Genomic DNA, 15,109 nt, shown 5'->3' on the forward strand with positions numbered 1-15,109 from the left:
TGTCAACCTTTTCAGCGTTGTCCGACCGGGTCGATCGGTCCGGAAACCACCGGAGTCTGCGCCGGCGTGTCGGTCGTGCGCGTCGCCTGGGGCTCGGGCGCGGGGCCGTCGCGCCAGTCGGAGATGCTGTTGCGGACGCGGTCATAGTTGGCCACCGGATCGTAGAGCGGCCCGCCGTCGAGCCCGAGATCCTGTGCTTCCGCCCGGCCCATCGCGGCGAGTACCGCGAAGCCCGCGACATAGGCATCGCGCTCCGCCGTCACGAGCTGGACCTGGCTGTTGAGCAGCTCCTGCTCGGCGTTGAGGATGTCGAGAATGGTGCGGGTGCCGACGCTGTTCTCGGCGCGGACGCCCTCGAGGCTCAGCCGGTTGGCGCTGACCGCGAGCTTGCTGCTCTCGATCACGCGCAGCGCCGACTGCCACACGGCATAGGCCGAGCGCGTCTGGGCGATCACGCCGCGCTCGGTCGAGGTGACCTGTTCGATCGCGGCGGACTGGCGCGCCTGGGCCTGGCGGACCTGCGCGGCGGGAAGGCCGCCCTGGAAAAGCGGCAGCGAAAGATTGACGCCAGCAGTGGTCGCGAAGCCGTCATTGGCGAGGCCGGCGAGCTGACCCGCGCGGCCGACCGAGCCGAAGCGGTTGTAATAGTCGCCGCCGACGCCGACGCTGACCTGCGGCAGGCGGCCGGCGCGCGCGACGCGGACGTCATAGGCGCTCGCATCGCGGACCTTCTCCGCGGCGTCCAGCGCCGGATTCTCCTCGAGCGCCACGCCCACCGCCTGGTCCGGCCCGGCGGGGAGGTTGGGCAAAGCCGGCGGCGGCGCGAGCACGCCCGGCGGGGTGCCGATCACGCGGATGTAATTCTCGCGGCTGCCGATCAGCGACGCCTCGGCGCCGCGCAACTGGCTCTGCGCCAGCGCGAGCCGCGCTTCCGACTGTGCGACATCGGTGCGGGTGAGATCGCCGACCTCGAAGCGGTCCCGGGTCGCCTGGAGGTTGACCTCGAGCACGCGGACATTCTGCTGGTTCAGGCGGACGATCGCCTCGTCCCGGATCACGTCCATATAGGCGGAGACGACGTCGGTGAAGAGCTGCGCCTCGACGCTGCGCAGGCCGGCGCGCCCCGCCTCGACCCGCGTCCGCGCCGCGCGCACCGAGTTGCGCACCGCGCCGCCGGAGAAGACCGGCACGCTGAGATTGACGCCCACGGTGCCCGTGCGCGCCGCGCTGACGCCGCTGTCGTCGCTATTGTAGAGATTCTCGTTCACGCCGGCGGTCGAGGTGACGCCGGGCAGCCCGCGCGAGCGCGCGATCGGCACTCCCTCGTCGGTCGCGCGCAGATTGGCGCGCTCGGCGGTGAGGTCGGGGTTGGTATTGTAGGCCTTGACCATCGCCTCGCGCAGCGTCTCGGTCGGCGCGGGGGCCTGCGCTTGGGTCGCGGGCGGCGGCGTGGTCTGCGCAGCCGCGGGAACCGCGAGCCCGAGAACGCTCACCCCGGCGAGGAAATGGCTCAATCGCATGCCTTGATCTTTCTTCAGAAGGTGAATCCGCGCGGCTTTTCGAACCCCGGCAGTACCGCGCACTCGATATCGGCGAAGGAAGTGAGGCCGAACCCGCCTTCGCTGCGGACGCCCGACGCAAGCCGCGTGACGCCGCGATCGACGAGGCCCGTGACCACGCGGCCACCCGGCCTGACCTGCTCGACCAGCGCCGCCGGAATCTGCTCGAACGCGCCATCGATGACCAGCACGTCATAGGGGGCGGTCGCCGCCGCGCCCTGCTCCAGCGGCGCTTCGACCAGTTCGGCCGCGCCCGCGAGCGCCGACCGCGCCGCCGCCGCCAGATCGCTATCGGATTCCACCGCGACCACTTGCGCCGCCAGCTTCGCCGCGACCGCCGCGGCATAGCCGCCCGCCGCGCCGACGATCAGCACCTTGTCCTCCGGCTGGATGCGCGCCTCGGTCAGCAGCAGCCCGGTCGCGAGCGGCGGATTCTGCACCCGGCCCGCGCCGAGCGGCAGTCCGCGGTCGCGATAGGCGAAGGGGCGCTGCGATTCGGGCAGGAACGCCTCGCGCTCGACCTGCGCCATCGCCGCGACCACGCGCGCGTCGTTGACGCCGCTGGTGCGCAGCTGGCTCGCCACCATCGCGGCGCGCGCGGCCTGTGAACCCGGAAGATCGGCGGTTGCGGTCATCATCACTCCAGCCCTGTTCGCACAACTGTTATAGTCATGCAATACACTACGTCGATTGGCGCGCTTGTATCTCGTGGTGGCGCTATCGCCAAGCAAGTGCGGCAGCAATTTTCGCGGCGATGGTTGACATGGGACACGGCCCCGCGCACAGCGCCCGCTCGCTCCCGAGGCCCGATGGCGGAGTGGTTACGCAGAGGACTGCAAATCCTTGCACGCCGGTTCGATTCCGGCTCGGGCCTCCAATTCCCCTTTAGGCGCAATCGAATTAGACTCCGGCGGCCGGGGCGCACCCCCGACGCTGCGAAGGGGAGTCGCGTGGCGAAGCAGGCGGTGGGCGGCGTTCGGGCTCGAGGACGGCGCGACGCTGCGCGGCATCCGCGCCATCGCGGTGCAGCCCGAACTGGACGCGAACGGTGGCAGCCCGCGCCCGGCGCTGCGCGCCGCGATGCGGTTCGGCCAATGAATCGTTTCGCAAGCCCGCGTTCATGCGGACACGCGCAGTCAATCAGGCAGAGGAGATGAAGATGCGTTTCGTCCCGATCATGATCGTCGCAGCCGCGCCGCTGCTGCTGTCCGCGCCCGCCGAGGCGCAGCGCGGGAGGCCCTATCGCGCGCTCGGCACCGAGCCCGGCTGGACGCTGACGATCGACAGCCGCCAGATGCGCTATGACGGCGACTATGGCGAGACCAAGGTCACGGTCCGCACGCCGCGCGCGCAGGCGATTCGCGGCGGCCGTCGCTATGCGGCGCGCGGGATGACGGTGGAGATCACCAACCGCGAATGCAGCGACGGGATGAGCGACCGGCACTACGCCGACACCGTGCGCGTGACGGTGCGCGGGCGGACCGTCAACGGTTGCGGCGGCGAGGTGTGGGAGCTGCCCGAGCTGACCGGGCAGCGCTGGCGCATCCAGCAGATCGGCAATGTGTTCAGGCCACAGCGGCCGTCGCAGGCGACGATGCAGTTCTTCCCGGACCGGCTGAGCGCGGCCCCGGGCTGCAACAGCCACAATGGCGGCTATCGCATCGCCCGCGGGCGGCTGGTCGCCGGGTCGCTCGCGGCGACGCGCAAGGCATGCCCCGCCGCGCTGATGCGCCGCGACGCCGAGTTCGCGGCGATCCTGCGCCAGCCGCTCAAGGTCACCGCCCCGCGCGAAGGCACGGTGGTGCTGACCGCGCCGGACGGCAGGCAGATCGTGCTGCGGCGCTAGGGTCTAGTCCTCGCGCGGCGGCGCGGTGAGGTCCATGAAGTTGCGCGCCGCCTCGCGCTCCGCGGGATCCTCGAACGCGACGTCGAGGTCGGGGGCGGCGCCGAGCATGTGCATCACCGCCCACAGCGCAAAGCGGCGGCCCCTGTCCTGCTCGAGCCCGAGATCGACCCGCATCCGCTCGACTCCCGCCTCGACCGCCGCGGGCGGGATCGAGGCGAGGTCCGAAGAGCCGAAATAGCGGCGCAACTGGTCGTCGAAATCCATGCGCCGCCCTTGCGCCAGTCAGCTCGTGAAGTCGAGCTGAACCACCTTTGTCGGCGTCGCGCGACAATAGAAAGGCGTCGAGCGGTCGCCGTCCGGATAGGTCGCGGTCAGATCGGCCGCGAAGCGCCAGCCGCCATTGCCCGGCTCGATGCTGGTGATGCGGTCGAGCCGCAGGCGCGTGCCGCCGGTGACGCCGATCTGGCGCGACGCCTCGAACATACAGGTCTGCAGCGAGGGTCGCGCCTCGGCCCGGACCAGATTGAGATCGGCGGCCAGCGCAGCGGGCGGGCCAGGCGGATAGCTGGTCGGCGCTTCGGACGCGGGCTCGCCGGCCTTCTTGTTGCGGCTGGCGAGCAGCGCGACGAGGCCGGCGGCGACGGCGACGCCGCCGATGATCAGGCCGGTGCTCGGCCCCTTGTCGGGCCGCTCGGGACGCCAGCCCCCGCCTCCGCCCCAGTTGTTGCCATAGCCATAGCCGAATACGGCGCGGCAGTTGCGCACCCAGATCGAGCGCCGGTCATAGCCCCAGCCGCGTCCCTGGTTGCACACACCGCCGGTGGCGCGGAGCAGCACGACGCGATTCTGGGTGGGGACGCTGCAGCGGCGCTCGCGGTTGTTGCGCGATTCGCAGGCGATCGTGCCGGCATAGCCTTGGCCGTAACCGGGGTTGGGACGCGGCGGCCGGATGGGCGGCTGCGGACGGATCGGGCGCGGCGGCTGGATTTCGGGACGGACCGGCTGCGGGAGGGGCACGGGGCGATCGGGAACCGGCTGGGGCAGCGGGACGGGCCGCTGCTGCGGTGCCGGCCTGGTCTGCGCCAGCAGCGGCTCTGTGCTCTGGCCGATCAACGCGGCCGAGAGGGCCACCAGCTTGAACGTGCTCTTCATGCGCGGACTCCCCTGTTATGGAACGCGGTCAATCAAGTCGGTTCGCTGTCGGTGTAGTCGGATCGCGCCCTCGGCGCAGCAGAAATCAGCGTAAAGAGAAGCTTGCCGCCTATTCCGCCGCTTCCGCCGGAGGCTCTTCCGCGGGCGCTTCGGCATGGCTGGCGAGCAGTTCGACCGCGGCGATCGTCTCGATCTCGCGCGCGCCGGTCTCGACGTTGAGGTCCTTGAGCTTGCGCGCCGAAACCAGCGCCCGAGTCTCAAGACTGCTGGCGAAGGTATTGAAATTCTTGACGGCGCTGTTGAGCCCGCTGCCCACCAGGCGCAGGTCGCTCATCGCCTTGGCCAACCGGTCGTAGAGCTCCTTGCCAAGCTCGCCGATCTGGCGCGCCTCCTTGGCGAGCTTCTCCTGCCGCCATACCGCGGCGACGGTGCGGGCGATGGCGATCAGATTGGTCGGCGTCGCCAGCAGCACGCGCTTGTCGAAAGCGAAGTCCCACAGCGTCGGATCATGCTCGAGCGCGGCGGACAGGAAATGCTCGCCGGGGACGAACATGATGACGTAATCGGGCGCGTCGTCGAACTGAGTCCAATAGGCCTTGTTGCCGAGCGCGTTGACATGGTTCTTCATCGAGATGGCGTGCGCGGCGAGGCCGGCCTGGCGCTCGCTTTCCTCGACCGCGCCGAACGCGTCCTGATAGGCGTTGAGCGACACCTTGGCGTCGATCACCAGCGCCTTGCCGCCAGGCACCCGGACGATCGCGTCCGGGCGCAGCCGCCCGCCCTCCTCCTGCGCGACGCTGACCTCGGTCTCGAAATCGGTATGTTCGGAGAGGCCGCAGGTCTCGAGCACGTTCTTGAGCTGCTGCTCGCCCCAGCGGCCGCGCGACTTGGGCGCATTGCGCAGCGAGTTGACCAGCTTGGCCGCCTCGCTGCTCACCCGCTCCTGCCCGATGCGCATCTGCTCGATCTGCCCCTTGAGCTCGCCGAACGCGTCGCGGCGCTCGGCCTCGACCTTGGCGACGCCTTCCTCGTAGCGCTGGAGCCGTTCATTGACCGGCTGGAGCAGCGCCTTGAGGTTCTGGCCGGCGGTGACTTCGGACTGCTTGAAGCGGTCCTCGGCGCGCTTGAGGAAGGCCTCCTGGGTCTGGTTGAGCATCTGTCCGGCGAGCTCGCGGAACTGGCCGGCCATCAACTCGCGCGCGCCCTTGAACTCCTCCAGCCGCTCCTCGAACGCGCTCGCCCTGGTGCGCAGCTCGGTGAGTTCGAGGCGGGCATGGTCGCGCTCGTCGCGGATCGCGTCGAGCTGGTCGCGGAGTTCGGGGAGTTCCTTGAGGCGCTGCTCGGCCCCGGCGAGGTCGACGATCGCGGCCTTGAAGTCGGCCTCGCGCTTGTCTCGCTCGGCGCGCAGATCGCTCACGCGGCGACTGGCCATGAACCAGCCCAGGGCAACGCCGGCCAGCAGGGCCGCGACGGCGGCGATGACGAGTTCCACGGTCACGAACGCTCCGGAAGTTTGCACTAAGTCGACACTATCGACGCCAAACGGCGAGTCGATGGTGACCGGCGCGCACGATCGTCCCGTAACGCGCGGCGATGTGGAACATAGCCCGAACGCGGCGTGTAGGACAGCGTTAATTCACGGAGTCGAGCCTATCGCGTCAGGCAGCGATGCGGCGGGCCTTTTCCAGCTTTTTCATGATCATCTGGCGCTTCAAGCGCGAGAGGTGATCGAGGAAGACGATGCCCTCGAGATGGTCCATCTCGTGCTGGATGCAGGTCGCGAGCAGGCCGGTGAACACCTCGTCATGCGCCTTGCCCTGCTCGTCGAGCCACTTGACGCGGCAGGTCGCGGGACGATCGACATCGGCGAACTGATCGGGGACCGACAGGCAGCCCTCGGTATAGGTGTTCTGGTCTTCCGAGGGATCGAGGATCTCGGGATTGATGAACACGCGCGGCTCGCGGATCGGCTTGCCTTCCTCATCCTCCTGCTCCTGCAGGTCCATGACGATCACGCGCTTGGGCACGCCGACCTGGATCGCGGCGAGACCGATGCCGGGGGCGTCGTACATCGTCTCGAACATGTCGGCGATCAGCGCGCGCAGCTCGTCATCGACCTGGTCGACCGGGGTGGACACCAGCTTGAGGCGCGGATCGGGGACTTCGAGGATGGGTAGGATGGCCATGCGCCAAATTTAGGTGCTGGAGGCGAACGGGTCAATCTGGCGCGCGGCGCAGAAATCCGATCAGCGTGAGCAGGAACGTGACCGGGATTCCCGCAAGCGCCGCCGCGATGCCGAACAGCCGGTAGAGATTGGCGGTGTAGGCACCGGTGACAAGATCGGCGAACTCGCCCTGTGGATTGTGGTCGAGCGCGATCGAGCACAGCAGCAAGCCGGCGAGACCGCCAATCATCAAGCCGACGAGCAGCGATCGTCCGAAGCTCATGCCACCGGCCGCCGCGCGCGCAGGGCCTGGGCGAGCGTGCCCTCGTCGAGATAGTCGAGCTCGCCGCCAACGGGCAGGCCGTGGGCGAGCTGGGTGAGGCGCACGGGGTGTCCCTCGAGCCGCTCGGCGATGTAGTGGGCGGTGGTCTGGCCCTCGAGCGTGGCGTTCATCGCCAGCACAACCTCGTCGATCCCGCCGGCGGCGACGCGAGCGATCAGGCTGTCGATCGCGAGATCCTCGGGCCGCACGCCGTCGAGCGCGGAGAGCTTGCCGCCGAGCACGTGGAAGCGGCCCGGGAACAGGCGCGAGCGTTCGAGCGCCCAGAGATCGGCGACCTCCTCGACCACGCAGAGCTGGCGCGTGTCACGGCGCGGGTCGGCGCAGATCGCGCAGGGATCCGACGTGTCGACATTGCCGCAGGTCGAGCAGGTGGCGAGGCGCTGGCTGACCGCGGTGAGCGCGGCGAGCAGCGGATCGAGCGCGGTCTCGCGCTTCTTGAGCAAGTGCAGCACCGCGCGCCGCGCCGAGCGCGGGCCGAGGCCGGGCAGGCGCGACAGGGCTTGGGTGAGGGTTTCGATCTCGGGCGAGGCCATGCGATGTTCCCTACCCGTTCGCGCGCACGAAGGGAAGGATGGCGCAGCGGGGGCGAATGCGGCTAGAGGCGCAGCCCATGCGGATCATCTTCATGGGAACGCCCGAGTTCGCGGTGCCGACGCTCGATGCGCTGGTCGATGCGGGGCATGACGTTGTGGCGGCATACAGCCAGCCGCCGCGCGCGGGCGGGCGCCGCGGCAAGGCGCTGACCCCCTCCCCCGTCCATGCGCGCGCCGAGGCCTTGGGGATCGAGGTGCGCACGCCGCTGTCGTTCAAGAAGGACCCGGAGGCCGTGGCGGCGTTCGCCGCGCTGCAGGCCGATGTCGCGGTGGTCGCGGCCTATGGCCTGATCCTGCCGGTGAGCGTGCTGGAAGCGCCGCGGCTGGGGTGCATGAACGTCCATGCCTCGCTGTTGCCGCGCTGGCGCGGGGCGGCGCCGATCCAGCGCGCGATCCTGGCCGGGGATGAAGAGACCGGGGTCGGGATCATGCAGATGGAGGCCGGGCTGGATACCGGGCCGGTGCGGCTTGAGGGGCGGACAAGGGTCGCTGGCAAGACGGCGGGCGAGCTGACCGCCGAACTTGCCGCGATGGGCGCGCGGCTGATGGTTCAGGTGCTCGCCGATCCGGACGCCTATCCGGCAGTTGCGCAGACCGAGGATGGCGTGACCTACGCCTCGAAGATCGACAAGGCCGAGGCGCGGCTCAACTTCGCGCAGGATGCCGAGGCGGTGGCTCGGCAGGTGCTGGCGTTCAACCCGCCGGGCGCGTTCTTCGAGGTGAATGGCGAACGCGTGCGGGTGCTCGGGGCGACCCGTCATCCCAGCGAAAGCTGGGATCTCTCGTCGTCGAGCGCCACGCCTGCCGCACGAGACCCCAGCTTTCGCTGGGGTGACGGGGTTGTTCTGGATGACAAGCTGACGATCGCCTGTACCGAGGGTGCGATCCGCCCCACCCTCGTCCAGCGCGCGGGGCGAGGCATCATGACCACCGCGGAATTGCTCAATGGCTTCCCGATCCCGGCGGGGACCCGGCTTTGACCCGCTTCGCGCTGACCATCGAATATGACGGCCGGCCGTTCATGGGCTGGCAACACCAGGATCATGGCCCGAGCGTGCAGCAGGCGATCGAGGACGCGCTGCACGGCATCACCGGCGAGGATGCGCTGGTCCATGCCGCCGGACGCACCGATGCGGGCGTCCATGCGCTGGCAATGCGCGCGCACACCGAGATCGACAAGGACATCGCCCCGTTCCGGCTGATGGAGGCGCTCAACGCGCATCTTCGCAATGTGCCGGTGGCGATCCTGGCCTGCGAGACGGTGGGGGAGGACTGGCATGCGCGCTTCTCGTGCGTCGCACGGCATTATGTGTACCGCATCGTCAACCGCCGCGCGCCGCTGACCTTCGACAAGGGGCTGAAATGGCGCGTGCCGGCCGAGCTGGACGCGGCGGCGATGCACGAGGCGGCGCAATCGCTGGTGGGGCTGCATGACTTCACCACCTTCCGCTCGGCGCATTGCCAGTCGGCGAGTCCAGTCAAGACGCTCGACCGGCTCGACGTGGTGCGCGAGGGGGACGAGATCAGCGTGTTCGCCTCGGCGCGCTCCTTCCTGCATCACCAGGTGCGCTCGATGGTCGGGTGCCTGGCGATGGTCGGGCGCGGGCAATGGACCGCAGACGAGCTGCGCGACGCGCTGGACGCGAAGGATCGCGCGGCGCTGGGGCTGAACGCGCCGCCGGACGGATTGTATTTCGTGCGGGCGGATTACCCTATCGGCTGAATCGCGCGGCCAGCTCGGCGTGGGTCGACCAGCGGAACTGGCCGACCGGGAGCACCCAGTCGAGCCGGTAGCCGCCTTCGCACAATATCTTTGCATCGCGCGCGAAGGTATTGGGATTGCACGAAACATAGGCGATCACTGGCGCCTTCGACGCGGCGAGCTGCTCGGCTTGCTCCTTCGCCCCGGCGCGCGGGGGATCGAGGATCACGGCGTCGAACAGGTCGAGTTCCTTGGACACCAGCGGGCGGCGGAACAGGTCGCGATGCTCGGTGAAGACCTGGCGCTGCGCGGCGCCCGCCGCGACCTTGAGCGAGAGAATCGCTTCGCGCGCGCCCTCCGCGGCATAGACTTTCGTCCCCGGGCCCATCGCCAGCGCGAAGGTGCCGAGGCCGGCGAACAGATCGGCGACCGCCTTCGCGCCGCCGACGGCCTCGTGCACCGCTGCGACCAGCGCGGCCTCGCCCTCTGGCGTCGCCTGCAGGAAGCTCGCGGGCGGGAACGGCGCGGGGACGCCGCCGAAGGTCACCGTGACCGGCTCGGGCTCCCAGCGCGGCTCGGGGCCGAGGCCGTCGTCGACCGCCAGGCGCGCGAGGCCGTGGCGCTGGGCGAAGCTGGTCACCGCCTCGACCGCGGTCAGGCTGTCGGTGACGAGGCCCTCGACCAGCACGTCGGGTCCCTGGTCGGTGAGCGCGAGGTGGACGTCGACCCGGCGGTTGGCGGAAAGGTGCGCCGCGAGCAGGCCGCGCAGCGGCTGGAGCAGCGCGAACAGGCGCGGGTCGAGAATCTCGCATTGCTGGAGGTCGATCAGGCGGTGGCTCGACTGTTCGGTAAAGCCGAGATGGACCTGCCGCCCGCGCCGCTCGGCGTGGAGCGCGGCACGGCGGCGGGTGCGCGGCGGGGACAGCGCGGGGGCGCGAATCTCGGTCTCGACGCCCTGCTGCGCGAGAGCGCCGGCGACACGAGCGGTGAGGAACTCGGCGTAAGCGGCATCGTCGAGATGCTGGAGCTGGCAGCCGCCGCATTCGGGGAAGTGACGGCATGGCGGCAGCTGGTGGCGCGGTCCGGGCTTGAGCGTGCCGTCGGCCAGCAGCGTGTCGCCCGGTGCGGCGAGCGGCGCGTGGCGGCCATCGGCGGTAACGCCGTCACCTCGCGCGGCGACGCGGACGATGGTGGCTTCTTCGCTCACCGGGCGTGTTCCAGAGCCAGTGGCAGCGCGTTGGCGAGCTCGTCGGCGAGGAAGCAGCGACCGAGCAGGCGCGCGGCTTCGGCGTGGAGCCAGACGCCGGCCTGGGCGGCCTCGAGCGGCGTGGCCGGTTTTTGGGCGAGCATGGTGGCGATGGCCCCGGCGAGGACGTCGCCGGTGCCGGCGGCCGACAGCCACGCGCTGGCGGGCAGTGCGATCCTGGCCGAGCCGTCGGGGGCCGCGACGACGGTGTCGGGGCCCTTGAACACGACCGTCGCGTTGCTGCGACGGGCAGCGTCCTGTGCGCGAGCGATCTTGCCGCTCTCCCCTTCGCCGAACAGCGCCGCGAACTCGCCGGCGTGCGGGGTCAGCACAGTCGGCGCCGCGCGGGCGCGAAGCTGGTCAAGGTCCAGAAGGTGGAGCGCGTCGCCGTCGATCACCAGCGGATGCGGGCCGGCAAGCGCCGTGGCCAGCTTTTCGCGCGCGCGGTCGTCGCGGCCGAGGCCGGGGCCGATGACCACTGCGCCGATACGCTGGTCGTCGAGCGCGTCGGTGCTCCAGCGGCGGCGGACGATCGCGTGCGGCGGGTGCGGCAGGCCGCCGGTGAACAGCAGGACATAGCCCGCGCCGGCGCGGTAGGCGGCCAACGCGGCCAGTTCCGACGCGCCGTGCATCGGGCCGGAGACGACCGCGACCATCCCGCGGCTGTATTTGTGCGAGGCGGGCTGCGGCTTGGCAATGCGCGGGACGGCGATCGTCTGGACGGCGGACTCGACTGACTCCAGGCCGATATCGATCGCGCAAATCGCACCGCAGCGCGCGGCGGCGGGCTGAAGGACATGCGCGGGCTTGAGCACGCCGAGCGCCAGCGTCACGTCGAAACGCGCGAGGTCTTGTCCGAAATCGCCGCCTGTATCGGTGTCCACGCCGCTGGGCAGGTCGACCGCAATCGACAGCCGTGCGCGGCTCGCCAGCCCCTTGATCGCGTTCGCGAGGGAGGCATCGATCGGCCGCGACAGTCCGGTGCCGAACACCGCGTCGATCACCACCGGCGCGTGCTGGTGATCCTCAGACAGCACGCCGGGGAACGGCTCGACCGGCCCCACCCACCCCCTGCGCGCTTCCGCCGCGGCCTCGGTCCGTGGATCGCCCGGCGCCGCCACGCGTACGCGCATGCCACGGCTCGCCAGCACACGTGCGGCGACGTAGCCGTCGCCGCCATTATTGCCCGGGCCGCAGAGGATCAGCACCTCGGCGCCGGCGGCGAAACGGCGGACCGCTTCGGCGACACCTGTCCCGGCGCGCTCCATCAGCGAAGCGATGCTCGCGCCGCTCGCGATCGCCCGCCCCTCCGCCGCGCGCATCTGCGCCGCAGTCAGGATCGGCGCGCTTCCGAGCGCGCGGTCGAACATCATTCGTCGCCTTGCGGCTTGGGCAGGAGCAAGGCGAGCAGGATCATGCGGCACTCGGCGTCGATCGTGCCGTCGACCAGCTCGGGACGGAAGCGGCGCTGAAAGGCCACGGTCGCGGCCAGGCCGTCGGTGACTTCATAGCCGAACCGCTCGAGCGCGAGCAGGAAGCCGGCGTCGGTCCAGCCCGGGTCCATGAGGTTCTTGGTCGGGCGCGGCAGCGCGAGCCGCAGCCGCGCGAGCTTGCCCCAGGGAAACAGCTCGCCCGGGTCCTGCTTGCGCGCCGGCGCGATATCGGAATGGCCGACGACGTTGCCGCGGGTGATATGGTAGCGGTCCTTGATCGCCGCGGTCAGGCGGATCACCGATTCGATCTGCTCGTCGGGGAACGGGCGATAGCCGAACTCATGGCCGGGATTGGCGATCTCGATCCCGACCGAGGCCGAGTTGATATCGGTCACCCCGCGCCAGCGCGACTTGCCGGCGTGCCAGGCGCGCTTGCTCTCATCGACCAGGCGGACGATCTGCCCGTCCTCGGCGACCAGCCAGTGGCTCGACACCTTGGCCGCGGGGTCGCGCAGCCGGGCGATCGCCTCTTCGGCGGTCTTCATGCCGGTATAGTGAAGCACGAGGATGCTGACCGGCAGCGCGCGCGCGTCGAAATTGGGCGACGGCGCGTCGATCCATTCGAGCTCTGACCGGTCCTGCATCATCGCTGCGAGGGATGCGGCGGCCCGCGCCGAAACGCAAGCGCCGAGGGCTCCGGTCAGCCTGCGCAGGTGCGGAACGGCGCGACGCGGGCGTCGCCAGCGAGGTACAGCCCGCGGAATTGGTCGCTCGGGCGGAAGGCGTCGGTCTGGCCGATCACCGTCTCGCCCGCGCCGAGCACCAGCAGTCCGCCCTCGCGGGTCGCGTCGCGCAACGTGCGGAACACGCGCGTGCGCACCTCGGCGGCGAAATAGAGCAGCACGTTGCGGCACAGCACCAGGTCGAACTTGCCCGCGGGCGGCGGATCCTTGGCGAGGTTCTGCTGGCGGAACACGATGCGCCGGGCGAGCTCGGGGCGCACGATCCACTCGCCGTCGACGCTGTCGAACCAGCTCACCATGCGGCGCACCGGCAGGCCGCGCTGAATCTCGAACTGCGAGAAACGGCCGGCGCGCGCGCGGGCGAGCGCGGCGGCGGAGACGTCGGTGGCGATGATCTCCGGCATCAGCATGCCGCGGCTCAACGCCGCCTCCTCGAACAGCATCGCCAGCGAATAGGGCTCCTGCCCCATCGAGCAGCCCGCCGACCAGATGCGCAGCCGGCGGCCCGGCGCCTCGGCCTGCAGCGCCTGCGCCGCCTCGACCACCAGGTCGAGCACCGCGGCGTCGCGGAAGAAGGAGGTCTCGTGGTTGAGCAGCGCGTCGACCACCGCTTCGGCGAGCGGGCCGTTGCGGTCGGCGGCGAGCCGGCCGATCAGCTGGTCGAGCGTGTCGAGGTCGTTGGCGCGCAGCACAGGCTTCAGCGCGGTCTCGACGCGCCAGGCGCGGTTGGCGGCGATCTGCTGTCCGGTACGTTGCTCGAGCAGCGCGCCGATCACGCCCATCGCGCCGGTCGAGGCGAAGGCCTGGGGGTGAAGCTGGATCATCCCGGCCTCCGCTGGCTGGCGATCATCTGTCCGATCTCATCGGGCGGCAGCACCGCGCTGGCGCTCTCGGCGACCGCGCCGGGCATTCCCCATACCACCGAGCTCGCCTTGTCCTGGACGATGACGCTGCCCCCGGCGTCGATCAGCCGCCGTGCCCCGATCGCCCCGTCGCGGCCCATGCCCGAGAGGATCACGCCGAGCCCGCGCGCGCCGTACAGCTCGGCGATCGAATCGAGCATCGGATCGACCGAGGGCATGCAGCCGCTGGCGACGGGCTCGTGAGTCAGCCGGATCGCGCAACCGGCGTCGCTGGTCCGCACGCAGCGGATGTGCGCGTCACCCGGCGCGACCACCATGCGGCCGGGTCGCACGCGCATATGGTCGGTCGCCACCTCGCACGGGCGTCCGGCGAGCACGGCGAGCTGCGCCGCGAAATAGCTCATGAACGATGCGGGCAGATGCTGGGTGACCAGGATCGGCGCCTGGAACGCGGGCGGGATGGCGCGCAGCATCTGGCTGAGCGCGTGGATGCCGCCGGTCGAGGCGCCCACCGCGACGATGTCGAACTCGCCCGGGGCATGTCCGGCGTGCGCCGAGACGGCGGGACTCCCTTCGGTATCGAACAGGCGGCTGAGGCGATCCTCGAGCACCGCCGCGAAGCGTCCGGCGAAGCTGCCGACGCCGGGCTTGACCAGCGTATCCGCCGCCCCAAGCGCGAGCGCCTGGACCGCGGCCGCGGCGCCGTCGTCGGCGGCGGAGGAGACGACCAGCACCTTCGCCCCCTGCCCCGCCGCGACGAGATCGGGCAGCGCGGTGAGGCCGTGGATCCCCGGCATTTCGAGGTCGAGCAGGATGGCGTCGGCGCGGTCGCGGGCGAGGAAGGCGAGCGCGCTCTCCACGTCGCTGACCGATCCGGCGACGCGGAACCGCGCCATCCCCTCGATCATCCGCCCGATCACCGCGCGGGCGACCACCGAATCATCGACGATGAGGACGCGAATGCCGTCGTCCGCGCGGTCCGGCGGAGGGCCGGCCGCGGCTGTGCTCCTCGCCATGCCGCGGCCCTCAGGCGACGCCGACGATCTGGAGCTTGCTCTCGAGCGTCTCGCGGTCGAACGGCTTCATGACATATTCGTCGGCCCCCGCCTCGATCGCGGCGCGGATATAGGCCATGCCGTTCTCGGTCGTGCAGAACACCACCTTGGGCTTCTCGGGGATGCCGCTGTCCTTGAGCGCGCGCAGGAAGTCCATGCCGCTCATCACCGGCATGTTCCAATCGAGCAGCACGACGTCGGGCACCGAGTCCAGGCACGCATCGAGCGCCTCGCGCCCGTCGCCGGCCTCGCGCACCTCGAAGTTGAGCGTTTCGAGGATGTGGCGGGCGACCTTGCGGATCACCTTGGAATCATCGACGACGAGGCAGGTCTTCATGATGGTCCGTTCCCGGATTTTGACGCGTTCACCAGTAGTTGTGCCCGAAAGATGTAAGCACCGCGTTAATGT

At 70.3% G+C, this 15,109-nt stretch carries 17 protein-coding genes and 1 tRNA gene; 4 read left to right on the top strand and 14 right to left on the bottom strand.

Annotation, left to right across the window (positions count from 1 at the left end; translation table 11 throughout):
• Positions 1–11 precede the first annotated feature (11 nt).
• Entirely contained in the window at positions 12–1,520 is a 1,509-nt protein-coding gene (locus ABDV68_RS08190) for a TolC family outer membrane protein (RefSeq protein WP_343519322.1), read from the bottom strand.
• A 14-nt stretch (positions 1,521–1,534) separates the two neighbouring features.
• Positions 1,535–2,197, bottom strand: a complete 663-nt coding sequence (locus ABDV68_RS08195) for a protein-L-isoaspartate O-methyltransferase (protein ID WP_343519324.1) — start codon at positions 2,195–2,197, stop codon at positions 1,535–1,537.
• Positions 2,198–2,362: 165 nt separating this feature from the next.
• On the opposite strand from ABDV68_RS08195, the gene ABDV68_RS08200 reads away from it, so the two are divergent.
• A tRNA-Cys gene (locus ABDV68_RS08200) sits at positions 2,363–2,436 on the top strand.
• Between the two features lie 282 nt (positions 2,437–2,718).
• Positions 2,719–3,405, top strand: coding sequence for an META domain-containing protein (locus ABDV68_RS08205; protein WP_343519325.1), 687 nt, complete (start codon positions 2,719–2,721; stop codon positions 3,403–3,405).
• Positions 3,406–3,408: 3 nt separating this feature from the next.
• Here the strand turns inward: ABDV68_RS08205 and ABDV68_RS08210 are convergent, their stop codons facing one another.
• The 6 genes from ABDV68_RS08210 to recR all read right to left on the bottom strand — a co-directional run bounded on the left by ABDV68_RS08210 (position 3,409) and on the right by recR (position 7,598).
• Complete coding sequence (locus ABDV68_RS08210) at positions 3,409–3,669, bottom strand: hypothetical protein (RefSeq protein WP_343519326.1); 261 nt, start codon at positions 3,667–3,669, stop codon at positions 3,409–3,411.
• 18 nt (positions 3,670–3,687) lie between these two features.
• On the bottom strand, positions 3,688–4,557 hold the full coding sequence (locus tag ABDV68_RS08215) for a DUF3011 domain-containing protein (RefSeq protein ID WP_343519328.1): 870 nt from the start codon (positions 4,555–4,557) through the stop codon (positions 3,688–3,690).
• A 109-nt stretch (positions 4,558–4,666) separates the two neighbouring features.
• The gene (gene rmuC / locus ABDV68_RS08220; RefSeq protein ID WP_343519360.1) at positions 4,667–5,989 is read right to left on the bottom strand and encodes a DNA recombination protein RmuC; all 1,323 of its coding nucleotides are present in this window, start codon (positions 5,987–5,989) and stop codon (positions 4,667–4,669) included.
• Positions 5,990–6,215: 226 nt separating this feature from the next.
• The gene (def, locus tag ABDV68_RS08225; protein WP_343519330.1) at positions 6,216–6,743 is read right to left on the bottom strand and encodes a peptide deformylase; all 528 of its coding nucleotides are present in this window, start codon (positions 6,741–6,743) and stop codon (positions 6,216–6,218) included.
• 31 nt (positions 6,744–6,774) lie between these two features.
• Positions 6,775–7,005 (bottom strand): hypothetical protein, encoded by a 231-nt coding sequence (locus ABDV68_RS08230; RefSeq protein ID WP_343519331.1) that lies wholly within the window; start codon positions 7,003–7,005, stop codon positions 6,775–6,777.
• Entirely contained in the window at positions 7,002–7,598 is a 597-nt protein-coding gene (recR, locus tag ABDV68_RS08235; RefSeq protein ID WP_343519333.1) for a recombination mediator RecR, read from the bottom strand. The genes ABDV68_RS08230 and recR overlap by 4 nt, the downstream gene beginning before the upstream one ends.
• A 77-nt stretch (positions 7,599–7,675) precedes the next feature.
• On the opposite strand from recR, the gene fmt reads away from it, so the two are divergent.
• Both fmt and truA read left to right on the top strand, forming a co-directional pair.
• Complete coding sequence (gene fmt, locus ABDV68_RS08240) at positions 7,676–8,638, top strand: methionyl-tRNA formyltransferase (RefSeq protein ID WP_343519334.1); 963 nt, start codon at positions 7,676–7,678, stop codon at positions 8,636–8,638.
• A complete protein-coding gene (gene truA, locus ABDV68_RS08245) occupies positions 8,635–9,381 on the top strand; it encodes a tRNA pseudouridine(38-40) synthase TruA (protein WP_343519335.1) in 747 nt (248 codons plus the stop codon). Before fmt ends, truA begins: the two co-directional genes overlap by 4 nt.
• Here the strand turns inward: truA and ABDV68_RS08250 are convergent.
• The 6 genes from ABDV68_RS08250 to ABDV68_RS08275 are packed head-to-tail and all read right to left on the bottom strand — an operon-like array spanning position 9,371 to position 15,037.
• Positions 9,371–10,567, bottom strand: coding sequence for a class I SAM-dependent RNA methyltransferase (locus tag ABDV68_RS08250; RefSeq protein WP_343519336.1), 1,197 nt, complete (start codon positions 10,565–10,567; stop codon positions 9,371–9,373). The genes truA and ABDV68_RS08250 overlap by 11 nt on opposite strands.
• Positions 10,564–11,976, bottom strand: a complete 1,413-nt coding sequence (locus ABDV68_RS08255) for an NAD(P)H-hydrate dehydratase (protein ID WP_343519338.1) — start codon at positions 11,974–11,976, stop codon at positions 10,564–10,566. Before ABDV68_RS08255 ends, ABDV68_RS08250 begins: the two co-directional genes overlap by 4 nt.
• Positions 11,976–12,686: an N-acetylmuramoyl-L-alanine amidase gene (locus ABDV68_RS08260; RefSeq protein WP_343519339.1), complete on the bottom strand. Its 711-nt coding sequence runs from the start codon at positions 12,684–12,686 to the stop codon at positions 11,976–11,978. The genes ABDV68_RS08255 and ABDV68_RS08260 overlap by 1 nt, the downstream gene beginning before the upstream one ends.
• 53 nt (positions 12,687–12,739) lie before the next feature.
• Positions 12,740–13,606: a protein-glutamate O-methyltransferase CheR gene (locus ABDV68_RS08265; protein WP_343519340.1), complete on the bottom strand. Its 867-nt coding sequence runs from the start codon at positions 13,604–13,606 to the stop codon at positions 12,740–12,742.
• Positions 13,603–14,661 carry a chemotaxis protein CheB gene (locus tag ABDV68_RS08270; RefSeq protein WP_343519342.1) on the bottom strand — a complete coding sequence of 353 codons (1,059 nt, stop codon included), beginning with the start codon at positions 14,659–14,661 and terminating at the stop codon, positions 13,603–13,605. Before ABDV68_RS08270 ends, ABDV68_RS08265 begins: the two co-directional genes overlap by 4 nt.
• Positions 14,662–14,671: 10 nt before the next feature.
• The gene (locus ABDV68_RS08275) at positions 14,672–15,037 is read right to left on the bottom strand and encodes a response regulator (RefSeq protein WP_265116739.1); all 366 of its coding nucleotides are present in this window, start codon (positions 15,035–15,037) and stop codon (positions 14,672–14,674) included.
• Positions 15,038–15,109 lie beyond the last annotated feature (72 nt).

The organism is Sphingomonas sp. (assembly GCF_039595165.1).
Lineage (GTDB): Bacteria > Pseudomonadota > Alphaproteobacteria > Sphingomonadales > Sphingomonadaceae > Sphingomonas.

Bases quoted from the DNA above. Each gene is read 5' to 3' on its own strand.
- recR (WP_343519333.1), bottom strand. From the start codon at position 7,598: ATGGCCTCGCCCGAGATCGAAACCCTCACCCAAGCCCTGTCGCGCCTG.
- ABDV68_RS08265 (WP_343519340.1), bottom strand. From the start codon at position 13,606: ATGATCCAGCTTCACCCCCAGGCCTTCGCCTCGACCGGCGCGATGGGC.
- ABDV68_RS08205 (WP_343519325.1), top strand. From the start codon at position 2,719: ATGCGTTTCGTCCCGATCATGATCGTCGCAGCCGCGCCGCTGCTGCTG.
- ABDV68_RS08195 (WP_343519324.1), bottom strand. From the start codon at position 2,197: ATGATGACCGCAACCGCCGATCTTCCGGGTTCACAGGCCGCGCGCGCC.
- fmt (WP_343519334.1), top strand. From the start codon at position 7,676: ATGCGGATCATCTTCATGGGAACGCCCGAGTTCGCGGTGCCGACGCTC.
- ABDV68_RS08210 (WP_343519326.1), bottom strand. From the start codon at position 3,669: ATGGATTTCGACGACCAGTTGCGCCGCTATTTCGGCTCTTCGGACCTC.
- ABDV68_RS08255 (WP_343519338.1), bottom strand. From the start codon at position 11,976: ATGTTCGACCGCGCGCTCGGAAGCGCGCCGATCCTGACTGCGGCGCAG.
- def (WP_343519330.1), bottom strand. From the start codon at position 6,743: ATGGCCATCCTACCCATCCTCGAAGTCCCCGATCCGCGCCTCAAGCTG.
- ABDV68_RS08270 (WP_343519342.1), bottom strand. From the start codon at position 14,661: ATGGCGAGGAGCACAGCCGCGGCCGGCCCTCCGCCGGACCGCGCGGAC.
- ABDV68_RS08260 (WP_343519339.1), bottom strand. From the start codon at position 12,686: ATGATGCAGGACCGGTCAGAGCTCGAATGGATCGACGCGCCGTCGCCC.
- ABDV68_RS08275 (WP_265116739.1), bottom strand. From the start codon at position 15,037: ATGAAGACCTGCCTCGTCGTCGATGATTCCAAGGTGATCCGCAAGGTC.
- ABDV68_RS08230 (WP_343519331.1), bottom strand. From the start codon at position 7,005: ATGAGCTTCGGACGATCGCTGCTCGTCGGCTTGATGATTGGCGGTCTC.
- rmuC (WP_343519360.1), bottom strand. From the start codon at position 5,989: ATGGCCAGTCGCCGCGTGAGCGATCTGCGCGCCGAGCGAGACAAGCGC.
- ABDV68_RS08215 (WP_343519328.1), bottom strand. From the start codon at position 4,557: ATGAAGAGCACGTTCAAGCTGGTGGCCCTCTCGGCCGCGTTGATCGGC.
- ABDV68_RS08190 (WP_343519322.1), bottom strand. From the start codon at position 1,520: ATGCGATTGAGCCATTTCCTCGCCGGGGTGAGCGTTCTCGGGCTCGCG.